The sequence below is a fragment of the Nocardiopsis xinjiangensis YIM 90004 genome, assembly GCF_000341145.1.
In the GTDB taxonomy this organism is placed as follows: Bacteria; Actinomycetota; Actinomycetes; order Streptosporangiales; family Streptosporangiaceae; genus Nocardiopsis; species Nocardiopsis xinjiangensis.
The window spans coordinates 39,108-51,405 of the sequence record NZ_ANBE01000006.1 but is presented as its reverse complement, the minus strand read 5'-3'; the positions used below and the strand labels follow the sequence as shown (position 1 = coordinate 51,405).

Sequence of the window (12,298 nt, the reverse complement as noted above, 5' to 3'; positions counted from 1 at the left end):
CCCGGGCCGCGTACCGGACCGAAGCCACCTCACACGATCCCGGACCCGTTCCCACCAGCCAGGAAACGCTCGGCGAAACGATCACCGATGGCCTCGTGGGCCTGCCCGCACGGGTGCGCCCCCGTCCGGCAACGGCCAGCACTCATGGTCCCGGGGCCCGTAGAGCTCCCAGCCCTCCACGTAGGACAGCTGCCCGTCCGGCTGGGCGCGGGAGTCAACCCGGCAGCCGGCCGGGCGAGGACGAAGGAGCGCTCGGGGCGGCGACGTGGTCCGTGAGTTGTTCGGCGGCACTGCGTGGCTCGCGGCCGAGAAGTTCGGCCAGCAGTGGATCGACCCGCGCGAAATGGCCTGCGCGGGTGCCTTGGAACAGGGCGAGCGTGAACCGGGCCACCTGCTCCGGGGTGCCGCCCGCGACCTGGTCGGCGACCCACTGTTCGTCCTCGACCAGGACGCGCTCGATGGTGCGGCCGGTGAGGTCGGAGGCGATGGCGGCGAAATCGCCGATGGTGACGGCCTCGCTCGGAGTGAGAGTGACAGGACCCTCGAAGGACCGCTCACCGGCGAGGATGCGCGCGGCGGCCTCGGCGGCATCTGCGCGATCGATCCACGCGACGGGGCCATCGGCCGGGTGCGCCATGACTCCGGTCTGCTGCCACGGGCCGAGCAACCGGCCGAGGTCACCGAAGAAGCTGTTGCGCAGGGCGGTCCAGGCGACCCCCGACCCGGCCAGGATCGCCTCGGTGGCGGCGTGGATGGCCAAGGGCGGGTAGGGGCTGTCGGCCGCGGCGCCCTGCGCACTCGTGTACAGGATCCGCTCGGCGCCCGCCTCGGCCGCGGCCTCGATCGCCGTGCGGTGCTGGCCGAGCACGTCGGCACCGAAATCACTCGAGGAGACGAGCAGGACCTGCTCGGCGCCGGCGAAGGAGTCGCGTAGGGCGGCCGGGTCGTCATAGGTGCCGTAGCGCACGCGTACACCGCGGTCGGCGAAGTGCTGCGCCCGGTCGACGCTGCGCACGCTGAGACCGATGCGATGTGCCGGAACGCGCTCGAGAAGGCGTTCGACCGTGGCGCCGTTGAGGGCGCCGGTTGCTCCGGTGACGACGATCATGCCCGTGTCCTTTCCTGGAACTTCCGGTGGGAGGGAACCGGCGGTCAGCCCCTGCCTTAAGTTGACCCCTATGGTCAATTTCGAGTGCGCCGCCGACACTAGGTAACCTGACCCGGCAAGTCAACTNCCCCGCCTGCGCGCCGATGCCCAGCGCAACGCCGAGCACATCCGCAGCGCCGCGATCGGCGCCTTCCGGGACCGGGGCCTGGGCGTGCCCCTGCAAGAGGTCGCCCAGGCGGCCGGGGTGAGCAAAGCCACCGTCTTCAACCGGTTCGGCGGCCGAATCGGCCTCATCGAAGCCGTCATCGAAGAGCTCGTCGCGGCCGAGCTGTACGCCATCATCGACCGCGCCCGCTCCACCGCCGACGCCGCGGAACGGATGAGGAACTACATCACCGAGATCCGCGACCTCCAGTACCGCCGACCCGCCACCAACGACGTCATGTTGCAAGAATTCCCCCACTCGCAACAGCTCATGGAGATCTGCCGGACCGCGGGCCAGTTCCACGACGAACTCATCGCGGCGGGCCGTACCGCCGGCGCGCTGCGGCCCGACTTCACAGCAGGCGACCTGCAAGCACTGGTCCACGACAACGCGCTCGCCCTCAAACACGGGGACCGCCCGCACCGCAAGGACTACGACCGCCGCACCGCCTTCCTTCTCGACGGAATCCACAGAGCCCAGCCCCGCCTGCCGCGGACAGAGCAGTGACCCGCTGACACGGATGCGGCGCGAGCCGGACCTGCCGGGACAGGGCCGCCCCACCGACGCCCACTCCTGGCCCTCCACCACCGAGGGCTCGAACGCGGGCGCGGAAGGAGGTCGAGCACACCCTCAAAAAAGACGAGACGTACCGTCGCGTTTGGCTCTGTGGGCGTGCCACCATGAACCCATGACCCAGCACCTGACCCAGGCCCAACGCGCCCAACGCACCGACCGCGCCCGCGACGCCGCCGTGGCCACAGCACGCGAACTGGGCCTGACCGTCACCGACCCCCTCATCCTGCACGACCTGTTCTCCGTCGTCGTGCACCTGGCACCGGCCCCCGTGGTGGCCCGCGTCCCCACCGTCCTGCCCCCGGCAACCAGCCCCCACGACCTGGCCACGCGCCAACAGCACGAACTCGACACCACCCAGTGGCTGCACGAACAGGCCGTCCCCGTCATCGCACCCAGCCCCCTGACCCCCCGCCGGCCCCTCCAACGCGACGGATTCTCCCTGACCTTCTGGACCCACGTGCCCCAGGACCAGGACGCCGAGCCCGACTACGCCGCCAACGCCGAACTCACCCCCGCTCTGCACCGGGCCCTGCGCCACTACCCCGGCGAACTGCCCTTCCTCTCAGCCGCCGACCCGCAATCGATGACCGCAGAACTCACGCGCCTGCAACACCACCCCGACCTCCTCGAGGCGGCCGACCTGGACCGTGCCCAACGCGAGTGGCAGCTCATCGAGCCCCTGGTGCGCTCGCGCGCCGCCTTCGAAAAGACCTTCCCCGACATCGAACTGCAACCCGTCCACGGCGACTCCCCGCCCGCCAACATCTTCCCCAGCACCCACGGGCCCCTCTACTCCGACTTCGAGCTCATCTGCCTGGGCCCCATCGAATGGGACCTGGCCGGCCTGCCCGAGGAACTCGTCCAGGCCTACGACCACAGCGCCCGCGACCAAGACATGCGCGAGGCCGACCCCGACGTGTTGGCCTTCGTCAACACCGTCGGCAAACTACGCGTCATCGCCACCCTGGCCCTGATCCCCCAACTGCCCGAACTGAGCGACCACCTCACCCCGGCCGTGCAGCAGTGGAAACAAGGCCCCTTCGCCGGCGGCCTGCACCTGTGACCCGCACCGACCGCGCCCCGGCCACCGCGCCGGGACCGCACCCGTGCACACCGGTGCGCACCACACCCCGCCGTGCACCGCACACCCCTGGCACCCGGGTACGTTCGCGGTGCACACCCCCGCCCCGATGTGACGCCAGGAGAACCGTTGCCCACCCGCGCCGCCCAGCTCCTCGACCGGCCCCTGACCCTGGGATCGGCCAAGATCCCCAACCGCCTGGCCATGGCCCCCATGACCCGCATGCACTCCCCCGGCGGCATCCCCGGCCCCGACGTGGCCGCCTACTACGCCCGCCGCGCCGCCGCCGGGACCGGCCTGATCATCACCGAGGGCACCTACATCGGCCACCCCACCGCCGGTGAGAGCGACAGCGTCCCCCGCTTCGCCGGCACCGAGCAGCTCCAAGGGTGGGGCCACGTCGTACAGGAGGTGCACGCCGCCGGCGCCGCGATCATGCCCCAGCTCTGGCACATCGGCATCCAGCGCACCGCCGGAGCCCCGCCCTTTACCGACGCACCCTCCGTCGGCCCCTCCGGCATCGCCCTGGACGGCACCGCCGGCGCCGGAACCGCGCTCACCCTCGCCGACATCGACGACCTCATCGCCTCCTTCGCCCAGGCCGCCGCCCAGGCCGAACACCTGGGCTTCGACGGGGTGGAACTGCACGGCGCCCACGGCTACCTCATCGACCAGTTCCTGTGGAAGCGCACCAACCAGCGCACCGACACCTACGGCGGCGACCCCCTCTCCCGTACCCGCTTCGCCGCCGACATCGTCGAGGCCGTGCGCGAGAAGGTCTGCCCCGACTTCCCCGTCCTGCTGCGCTTCTCCCAGTGGAAGGCCGACCACTACGACGCGCAGATCGCACCCACCCCGCAGGACCTGGACACCGTCCTGGCCCCCCTGGCCCGGGCGGGCGTCACCGCCTTCCACGCCTCCGGCCGCCGCTACTGGGAGCCCGCCTTCCCCGAATCCGACCCGGGCCTCAACATCGCCGGGTGGGCCAAGAAGGTCACCGGCCTGCCCGCCATCACCGTCGGCTCGGTGGGCCTGGACGGCGTCTTCGCCCCCGACCGGCTGGGCCGCAGCGCCGAGGTCACCGGCATCGACGCGCTCCTGGACCGCCTGGAGGCCGAGGAGTTCGACATGGTGGCCGTGGGCCGCGCCCTGCTGGCCGACCCCGCCTGGGCCGAGAAGGTCCTGTCCGGCCGCGGCGACGACCTGGTGCCCTACACCAAGGACGCCGTGCGCACCCTGCACTGAGCATCCCCGCGGGGCGAGCTCGGCGGGCCCGCCCCGCGGGCCCGCGGGATTCGTTCCCGCGCGCTGCTCGCCTGCGGGGATCAGGCCTGCACGAACTCGGCCAGGTACTCACCCGTCAACGTCGACGCCTCGGCCACCAGCCGGGCCGGGCTGCCCTCGAAGACCACACGCCCGCCCTCGTGACCCGCGCCCGGACCCAGGTCGATCAGGTGGTCGGCCCGCGCCATCACCGCCAGGTGGTGCTCCACGACCACCACCGAGGTATCCGAATCCACCAACCGGTCCAGCATCGCCGTCAACTGCTCCACGTCGGCCGGATGCAGCCCGTTGGTCGGCTCATCCAGCACGTACACCCCACCCGGGTCGGCCATGTGCGCAGCCAGCTTCACCCGCTGCAACTCACCACCCGAAAGCGTGCTCATCGGCTGGCCCAGACCCACATACCCCAGGCCCACCTCGCGCAGGCGCCCCAGGACCCGCGCCGCCGCCGGGACCCGGGCCTCACCCTGGGAGAAGAACTCCAGGGCACGATCCACCGACATCTCCAACACCTGGCTGATGTCGAACCCGCCCAGACGGTGCTCGAGCACCGAGGCCTCGAACCGGCGGCCCCCGCACTCCTCACACGTGGTGGTCGCCCCCGCCATCATCCCCAAGTCGGTCTGGACCACCCCCGCACCCTTGCAGTTGGGGCAGGCACCCTCGGAGTTCGCACTGAACAACGACGCCTTGACCCCGTTGGCCTTGGCGAAAGCCTTGCGGATCGGCTCCGACAACCCCGTGTACGTGGCCGGACTGGAACGCCGCGACCCCCGGATCGGGCTCTGATCGATGGAGACCACACCCTCACCCGCCGGGATCGAGGCGTGCACCAGCGAACTCTTGCCCGAACCCGCCACACCGGTGACCACCACCAACACCCCCAACGGGATGTCCACGTCCACCGACCGCAGGTTGTGCGCCGAGGCCCCGCGCACCTCCAACACCCCAGCGGGCGTACGCACCTGCTCCTTGACCCGGGCACGGTCGTCCAGGTGCCGACCCGTCACCGTCCCACTGCCACGCAGCCGGCCGACCGTGCCCTCGAAACACACCCGGCCCCCGTCACTGCCCGCACCCGGACCCAGATCCACCACGTGGTCGGCGACCGCGATCGTCTCCGGCTCGTGCTCGACCACCAGCACCGTGTTGCCCTTGTCCCGCAACCGCAGCAACAGCTCGTTCATCCGCGCCACGTCGTGCGGGTGCAACCCCGCCGTGGGCTCGTCGAAGACATAGGTGACATCGGTCAGGGACGAACCCAGGTGCCGGATCATCTTCGCCCGCTGGGCCTCACCACCCGACAACGTGCCCGCGGCACGGTCCAACGACAGATACCCCAACCCGATCTGCGCGAACGAGTCCAACGTGTGCACCAGCGCCCCCACCAGAGAGCCCACCGACGGCTCGCGCCCACCCAGCCCCCGCACCCACTCGGCCAGATCGCTGACCTGCATCGCACACACCTCGGCAATGTTGAGCCCGCCGATCCGCGCCGAACGTGCCGCCTCGCTCAACCGTGTACCGCCGCACTCACCGCACTCGGTGAAGGTCACCGCCCGGTCCACGAACGCCCGGATGTGCGGCTGCATCGCCTCGCGCTCCTTGGCCAGGAACGACTTGCGCACCCGCAGCACCAGACCCTCGTAGGTCATGTTGACCCCGTTGATGCGCCGCTTGACCGGCTCGCGGTACAAAAAGTCGTGCAACTCCTCCTCGGAGAACTCCCGCACCGGCTTGTCGGCGTCCACCAGACCCGACTCGGCGAACATGCGCACCGACACCCCGCCCGCCTTGTACCCGGGCACCGTGATCGCCCCTTCGTTCAGGGACTTGTCCGCCTCGTACAGCCGCGAGGCGTCCACGTCCGCGACCTGCCCGCGCCCCTCACAGAAGGGGCACATGCCCCCGGCCCGGGTGAAGGTCACGTGTTCGCGCGGGGCGGCCGAGGCGCGCTCGACCGTGAAAGACCCGCTCGCACGCACCGAGGCCACGTTGAAGGAGAACGCGTTGGGCGAACCGATGTGCGGCTCGCCCAGCCGACTGAACAGGATCCGCAGCATCGCGTTGACGTCGGTGGCCGTGCCCACCGTCGAGCGGGGGTCGGCGCCCATCGGTTTCTGGTCGACGATGATCGCGGTGGTCAGCCCTTCCAACACATCCACCTGCGGGCGCGCCGAGGTAGGCATGAAGGTCTGCAGGAACGCGCTGTAGGTCTCGTTCACCAACCGCTGCGACTCCGCGGCGACCGTGTCGAAAACCAGCGAACTCTTGCCGGAGCCGGACACACCGGTGAAGACGGTCAACCGCCGCTTGGGCAGCACCACGTCCAGCCCCTGCAGGTTGTTCTCCCGCGCCCCCAGCACCCGGATCTGCTCGTGACTGTCGGCCACGTGCACCGCCCCGCTCGCCTGTGCCGCCGTCTCCTGCTGCATCGTCGCCCTCTCTTCCCCGCGTCCCTGCCGGTACGCGCCGCTTCGCTCACCAGCCCGAGCCAACCACCCGGACACGACAGGAGCACCCATGCCACGACCCATCACCCGCCCCGCGGCCGCGCGCAACACAACAAGGTCCCGCCCCCGACATCGGGAACGGGACCTTTGCACGGCCAACCGGCCGGCCACGGTCAGCGGCCTGGCGCCACGGCGCCGATCAAGCGCGGTTCCGGCGCCCGAGCAGGTACATGCCCGCCGCTCCCAGGAGCAGGCCCAGAGCCGTACCGGCCAGGGCCCAGCCCCAGGAGGCCGAAGCCCGGGCCCCGTCCTCCTGGGCCCGGAAGTCGGGGACTGCGTCGGGGTCGCCGTAGGTGCCCTGGCGGTCGACGGTCGAACCGTCCTGCCAGCCGCCTCCCATGTCGCAGTTGACCCGGTCGCGGGAGGTGACCACGTCCTGCCCGCCCAAGCTCATGTCCAGGCTCTCGGCATTGGCGGTCACGTCCTCGGACCGCTCCTGCTCGGGCATGCGGATGCCCCACTCGTCCTTGGTGCGTTCCTGCACGTCCTCGACCATGAAGGTACCCAGGTCCAGCGCGTCCATCGCCCACTCGTTGCTGAAGCGGGTGAGTGCGGCGCGGCCCTCGTCCTGCTCGCCGGCCTCGAGGGCCTCCAGAGCCTCGGTCTCCACCTCGCCGATGTCCTGCAGCATCTGGGCCTCGAACCCCTCCAAGGTGTCGGTGACCTCGCCCAGGAAGGCCCCGGGATGCTCGCAGGTGTAATACATCAGCCGCTTGAAGGTACGCACCGGATACTGGGTGGCCTCCAGGTGGGCGTAGTCGGGGTCCAGGTAGTTGGCGGCCGCCCCTGAGGTGAGGTAGCGGTGCTGGCTGTACTCGGGCGGGATCTGCTCGGCACCGATGTGCCAGGGAATGTAGGGCGCGGTGACCGCAGCGGTGGGGGCCACCCACAGCCTCGCCAGGTCCGGGTGGGCCAGATCCTCCTGCAGGTGGGCGACCTGTCCGTAGCCGGAACGGTCATCGGACCAGCGCGGATCGCGCACCATGCGCTGCATGTCCTGCAAGGACATGGGCGCCATCTCCTGCAGTTCCTCCTCCAGCCGCGGCGGGTAGCGGAAGGGCGCCTCCTCGTCGTCACCGGGAGGCCCGGGGAAGGCAGTGCCGTAGGCCTGCTGCAGGTCGATGGTCTGCTCGCCCTCGGCGTCGAACCAGTCCTGCTCCTGGGCGAAACTCACCACGTTGTCCGAGCCCATGAAGTCGCTGTCGTCGTCGCGGTCGACGGGAAAGTCCTGGATGTAGCCGGGGTAGGACACCCGCACGTCGTCGGAGCCCAGGCGTTCGGCCGCCCACAGGCCCTGGCCGCCGGCGAACTCCACCATCACCCACCCTTCGTTCTCGTCGGCGATCAGGTGGGAGTTGCCGCCGTAGGTGGTGTAGCCGTGCTCGTCGATGAGCTCGCCGGCGAGCTCCACCGCCTCACGGGCCGTGGTGGCCCGCTCCATCATCAGGCGCGCCAGGTCGCTGTACTGGGGACCCTCCTGCGGGGTGGGGGTCATCTCCACGAGCTCTTCGCGGGAGTCGGACCAGATGTCGCGCACGGCCACCTGGTGTTCGTTGAGGCCGCCGTTGGTCAGCGGCGCAGGAAAGCCGGCGAACTCCGAATAGTTCATGGTCAGGTACTTGGCGGTCTGCTCGACCTGCGGAATCTCGGTGAGCTCGCCGGGGATGTCGGCGTCCTCGGTGGCACCGACCTGCACAGTGGCATCGGAGGGGTGCTCCTGGGCCTGGACGACCTCCAACCAGTGACTGGAAGGTTCGTGCCCGAAACCGCCGAGCAGCACCGATCCGTCATCGGTCAGGTCCTTGCCGACGTAGAAGCCGATGCTCTTGTCGGAGTTGGCCGGGCCGTCCCGGGGTTCAGGTGCGCTGCCCACCGGAACGGAGGGGTCCTGGCCCTGTTCGCCGGAGCTGTGGGCCTGGGCCGGTGTGAGCGGAGCCAGCGCGATCAGCAACGCCAGGCCAGCGGCCATCGTCCTGGTGCATGCGGGGGATGGTCCCTGCCCGGCGGGGCCGCGGACAGGGGCGAAAAAGGTAAAAAGCCTCATAAGCGACACAACCTAACAAATGGCTCAATCGCGCAGGAACTCCGCCCCATGGTTCTTGCCCGGGCCCCCTGCCCTGTGCCCCGCAAGGGCCCGAGGCGGCCCGGTCAGGCCCCCGGTTCCCGGCGGGCACGCTCCTGGTGGCGACGGGCCTTCAAGCGGTTGCCGCAGGCCTTCATCGAGCACCAGCGGGCGGTGTTGGCGCGGGAGCGGTCCAGCAGGAACAGGCGGCACTCCTCGTTGCCGCAGGGGCGCAGCCGGCCGGGCCTGTGTTCCTGGACCCGGTACCAGGTGAGCACCAGCTCCACCGCGAGCATCCTCTCGGGCGGCCCGCCCAGAGGCCACCGCAGCCCCCGGGTGCTGACCTGGGGAAACCGGTGCACGCCGGCCAGTATCTGCTGCAGGTCAGCCTCGGGCACGGGACCGTGCGTGGCGGCTTGGAGCACGTCTCTGACCCTGCGCAGCCAGTCCAGGGCCGGTTGCCCATCCGGGCCGCCGTGCTCTCGCGCCCACTGCCGCAGCACGGCCTCCTCCGCCCACAGGTCCTGCGCTCGACCCTGCACCACCGGGGTGCTGTTCAGCGCCTCGAGCAGCGCCTGTTCGTCGATCACGTCCACCCACCTCCTGACTAACCCCATTGGCAGACTTGACAGGTTACCTCACTTCGGGTCCACTGAGACCTCACATAACCACCAAAAAAGATCGAGCAGGTTACCCATGGTCGAGGTTCGCCACCAATACGCCACCGTGCAAGGACACCGCATCTTCTACAGGGAGGCCGGCCCCCGCCACGCACCGACCCTGCTGCTCCTGCACGGCTTCCCCACCAGCTCACGCATGTTCCGCCACTTGATCCCCCACCTGGCCGACCGGTTCCACCTCATCGCCCCCGACCACCTCGGCTTCGGCCACTCCGACACCCCGCCCGCCCACACCTTCACCTACACCTTCGACGCACTCACCGACCTCACCCAGACACTTCTGACCGAACTCGGCATCGACCACTACGCCCTCTACGTGCACGACTACGGCGCCCCCATCGGATGGCGGCTCGCCCTACGCACCCCGGAGGCCATCACCGCGATCATCACCCAGAACGGCAACGCCTACGAAGAAGGCTTCCTCCCCCAGTTCTGGGAACCCGTGTGGGCCTACGCCGCCGACCCCGGCCCCGAAACGGAACCGGCAGTGCGCACTGCTCTGGACCTGGACGCCATCCGCTGGCAGTACCTGCACGGCGTGGACCGCCCCGAACTGGTCGACCCCGACACCTGGACCACCGACCACCGCGACCTCAGCCGCCCCGGCAACGACCTCGCACAACTGGCCCTGTTGCGCGACTACGCCACCAACCCGCCCCTGTACCCACAGGTACACACCTATTTCCGGCGCAGCCGCGTACCGCTCCTGGCCGTATGGGGAGCCGGCGACCGCATCTTCGGCCCCGAGGGCGCGCGGGCCTTCGCCCAGGACCTGCCCGAGGCCCAGATCCATCTGGTGCCCGGAGGCGCCCACTTCCTGCTCGAGAGCCACCTGCAGACCACGACCGGCCTCATCGGCGACTTCCTGAGACGCACCCTGGCGAACACTCGGGCATGAGACGGCCGGGGTGGGCCGGGGCCGCCCACCCCGAGCGCAGCACCGACCGGGTACGCACCGAACTGCTCAAGCACTGCTTCGCCGAGCGCATCGAACCTCCCACCGCCGACCGCCTCACCCGGATGGTGCGCTCGGCCCTGAGCAGGGCCGAGCAGGCCCGCTTCACCACCATCGAGGCCCGCCTGAACCCTGAGCTGCGCGAACGGGTGCTGGGCCTGGTCGAGCACAGTCCGGAGAGCGGCGCCGAGGAGGAGGACGCCGAATCGGTACTGGACCAGGTCAAGGCGATGCCGGGCAACATCAGCCGAAGTTTCTTCCCCGCAACCCCAGCAGGCCGCCGGCGGCGAGGAGCGCGGCGACGGCGGTGAGTGAGAGCAGGGTGACCAGGCCCACCTCGGTGGATGGGTGGACGTGGGCGAAGGGGGAGAGGGCGAAGACGGCGTCGCTGATTTGCTGGGCCTCCCAACCCAGCTCGATGAACAAGAACACCCCCAGCGCGCCCCAGCCGACGATCGCGGCGAACCTGGGCAGCAGACCGTAGGCGGCCGTGGCCAGAGCGGCCATCACCCACACGGCAGGCAAGGCCGCCATCGTGGAACCGAGAATGCGCGGCAATTCCCCGGCGACGTCACCGCTCACGAGGCTGTAGGTCAACCCCGCGCTCAGACCGAGGGCGGCCAGCAGCACGAGCGGGCCGAGGGCGGCGATCAGCAGGTGGCTCCAGGCCCAACGCAGCCGGGGGACGGGGCCGCTGAGCAAGGAGTCGGCGTGCCCGCTGGATTCCTCCGCGCGCAGCCTGAACACGGCCATGATGGCGTAGGCCGAGACCAAACTGACGGAGAGGGCGTAGACGATGAGCGAGACGAAGGCTTCACCGACGTCGTCGGCGCCCGCGAAGGCCAGGAAGCCGCCCTCCGGCTGCGCGTCGCCCAGAAGCTCCGTGGAGATCGGGGCGACCGAGCCCGCCAAGCCGCCGACGAGCGCGAACCCGACGGTGCAGGACAGCAGCGTGCTCCTGTGCAGGCGCCATGCCAGGGCGAGCGGGCTGGCCAGCCCCGGGGCGGCCTGCGCCGGTCCGGGCCGTGGCCGCAGGAAGCCGGCGCCCAGGTCGCGACCCGCGCAGAGCGCGTAGGCCGCAGCGGCCAGCACGGCGGTGAAGCCCACGACCAGGGCGAGGACCCACCACTTCTCGCCGGCGAAGGGGCTGCTCAGGCGGGTCCAGTTGAGCGGCGAGAGCCACGAGAGCCACGCGAACCCGCCCTCTTGACCGGCCGCGTCTGCGGCGATGCGCGGCAGGAAAAGGACGGTGAAGGCCATCAGAGAGATGCCTCTGGCCGTGCCGACGCTCTCGCTCACCTGGGCGGCCACGCCCCCGATGGCGGCGCACATCCATCCGGCGCCCGCGAAGGAGAGCCCCAGCGCGAGGGAGCCGGCGACGGGAAGCCCGAAGGCCGCAAGGACGATCGCGACGGCGGCGGCCAGGGCGAGGTTGGCGCCGAACACCGCGGCCAAGGCTGCGGTGAGCGGGGCGTTGCGGCCTGCGGTGGTGGAGCTGAGCAGTTCGCGTCTGCCCGATTCCTCCTCGGCGCGGGTGTGGCGGATCACCAGGAGCAGGCTCGGAATCCCGGCGAAGAGCATGCCCATGACACCGACCCGCCACGCGACCAAGCTTCCCAGACTCGAGGCGAAGATGGGGCCGAGCATGCCCAGGGTCGCCGGGTTGGCGTTGCTCTGCTGAGTGAAAGTCCGGCGTGCCTCGGCGGTGGGGTAGAGCTCCTGGAAAGCGTTCGTCTGGCTGGCGACGATGAGCACGGGCAGGGCGATGAAGAGCGCGAGCAGGAGCCGGTCCCGTCTGAGGATCAACCGGATCAGCGTCCCGGTCCCGGTGAGG

10 protein-coding genes are annotated in these 12,298 nt (G+C 70.4%); 5 read left to right on the top strand and 5 right to left on the bottom strand.

Annotated elements, in window-relative coordinates:
* Nucleotides 1-214: 214 nt before the first annotated feature.
* Complete coding sequence (locus D473_RS0103390; protein WP_017607689.1) at nt 215-1,108, bottom strand: NAD(P)H-binding protein; 894 nt, start codon at nt 1,106-1,108, stop codon at nt 215-217.
* Nucleotides 1,109-1,241: 133 nt separating this feature from the next.
* Between D473_RS0103390 and D473_RS25475 the strand changes: the two genes are divergently transcribed.
* From D473_RS25475 to D473_RS0103375, 3 genes are all read left to right on the top strand, one after another.
* Nucleotides 1,242-1,820: a TetR/AcrR family transcriptional regulator gene (locus tag D473_RS25475; RefSeq protein ID WP_083917895.1), complete on the top strand. Its 579-nt coding sequence runs from the start codon at nt 1,242-1,244 to the stop codon at nt 1,818-1,820.
* A 181-nt stretch (nt 1,821-2,001) separates the two neighbouring features.
* The gene (locus D473_RS0103380) at nt 2,002-2,952 is read left to right on the top strand and encodes an aminoglycoside phosphotransferase family protein (protein ID WP_017607687.1); all 951 of its coding nucleotides are present in this window, start codon (nt 2,002-2,004) and stop codon (nt 2,950-2,952) included.
* Between the two features lie 147 nt (nt 2,953-3,099).
* Nucleotides 3,100-4,215 carry an NADH:flavin oxidoreductase gene (locus tag D473_RS0103375; protein WP_017607686.1) on the top strand — a complete coding sequence of 372 codons (1,116 nt, stop codon included), beginning with the start codon at nt 3,100-3,102 and terminating at the stop codon, nt 4,213-4,215.
* Between the two features lie 80 nt (nt 4,216-4,295).
* Here the strand turns inward: D473_RS0103375 and D473_RS0103370 are convergent, their stop codons facing one another.
* The 3 genes from D473_RS0103370 to D473_RS0103360 all read right to left on the bottom strand — a co-directional run bounded on the left by D473_RS0103370 (nt 4,296) and on the right by D473_RS0103360 (nt 9,425).
* Nucleotides 4,296-6,689 carry an ATP-binding cassette domain-containing protein gene (locus tag D473_RS0103370; protein ID WP_017607685.1) on the bottom strand — a complete coding sequence of 798 codons (2,394 nt, stop codon included), beginning with the start codon at nt 6,687-6,689 and terminating at the stop codon, nt 4,296-4,298.
* Between the two features lie 217 nt (nt 6,690-6,906).
* Nucleotides 6,907-8,736: a C69 family dipeptidase gene (locus tag D473_RS0103365; RefSeq protein ID WP_017607684.1), complete on the bottom strand. Its 1,830-nt coding sequence runs from the start codon at nt 8,734-8,736 to the stop codon at nt 6,907-6,909.
* Between the two features lie 179 nt (nt 8,737-8,915).
* Nucleotides 8,916-9,425, bottom strand: a complete 510-nt coding sequence (locus D473_RS0103360) for a CGNR zinc finger domain-containing protein (protein ID WP_017607683.1) — start codon at nt 9,423-9,425, stop codon at nt 8,916-8,918.
* A gap of 100 nt (nt 9,426-9,525) precedes the next feature.
* Here D473_RS0103360 and D473_RS0103355 point away from each other — a divergent pair, with 100 nt between their 5' ends.
* Together D473_RS0103355 and D473_RS0103350 are read left to right on the top strand one after the other, a co-directional pair.
* Nucleotides 9,526-10,407, top strand: a complete 882-nt coding sequence (locus D473_RS0103355) for an alpha/beta fold hydrolase (RefSeq protein WP_017607682.1) — start codon at nt 9,526-9,528, stop codon at nt 10,405-10,407.
* Complete coding sequence (locus D473_RS0103350; protein ID WP_017607681.1) at nt 10,404-10,775, top strand: hypothetical protein; 372 nt, start codon at nt 10,404-10,406, stop codon at nt 10,773-10,775. Before D473_RS0103355 ends, D473_RS0103350 begins: the two co-directional genes overlap by 4 nt.
* Here the strand turns inward: D473_RS0103350 and D473_RS0103345 are convergent.
* Nucleotides 10,708-12,270, bottom strand: a complete 1,563-nt coding sequence (locus D473_RS0103345) for an ABC transporter permease (protein WP_017607680.1) — start codon at nt 12,268-12,270, stop codon at nt 10,708-10,710. The genes D473_RS0103350 and D473_RS0103345 overlap by 68 nt on opposite strands.
* Between the last annotated feature and the right edge of the window lie 28 nt (nt 12,271-12,298).

Coding starts and splice junctions, on each gene's coding strand:
- D473_RS0103390 (WP_017607689.1), bottom strand. CDS start 1,108: ATGATCGTCGTCACCGGAGCAACCGGCGCCCTCAACGGCGCCACGGTC.
- D473_RS0103380 (WP_017607687.1), top strand. CDS start 2,002: ATGACCCAGCACCTGACCCAGGCCCAACGCGCCCAACGCACCGACCGC.
- D473_RS0103370 (WP_017607685.1), bottom strand. CDS start 6,689: ATGCAGCAGGAGACGGCGGCACAGGCGAGCGGGGCGGTGCACGTGGCC.
- D473_RS0103365 (WP_017607684.1), bottom strand. CDS start 8,736: ATGGCCGCTGGCCTGGCGTTGCTGATCGCGCTGGCTCCGCTCACACCG.
- D473_RS0103355 (WP_017607682.1), top strand. CDS start 9,526: ATGGTCGAGGTTCGCCACCAATACGCCACCGTGCAAGGACACCGCATC.
- D473_RS0103350 (WP_017607681.1), top strand. CDS start 10,404: ATGAGACGGCCGGGGTGGGCCGGGGCCGCCCACCCCGAGCGCAGCACC.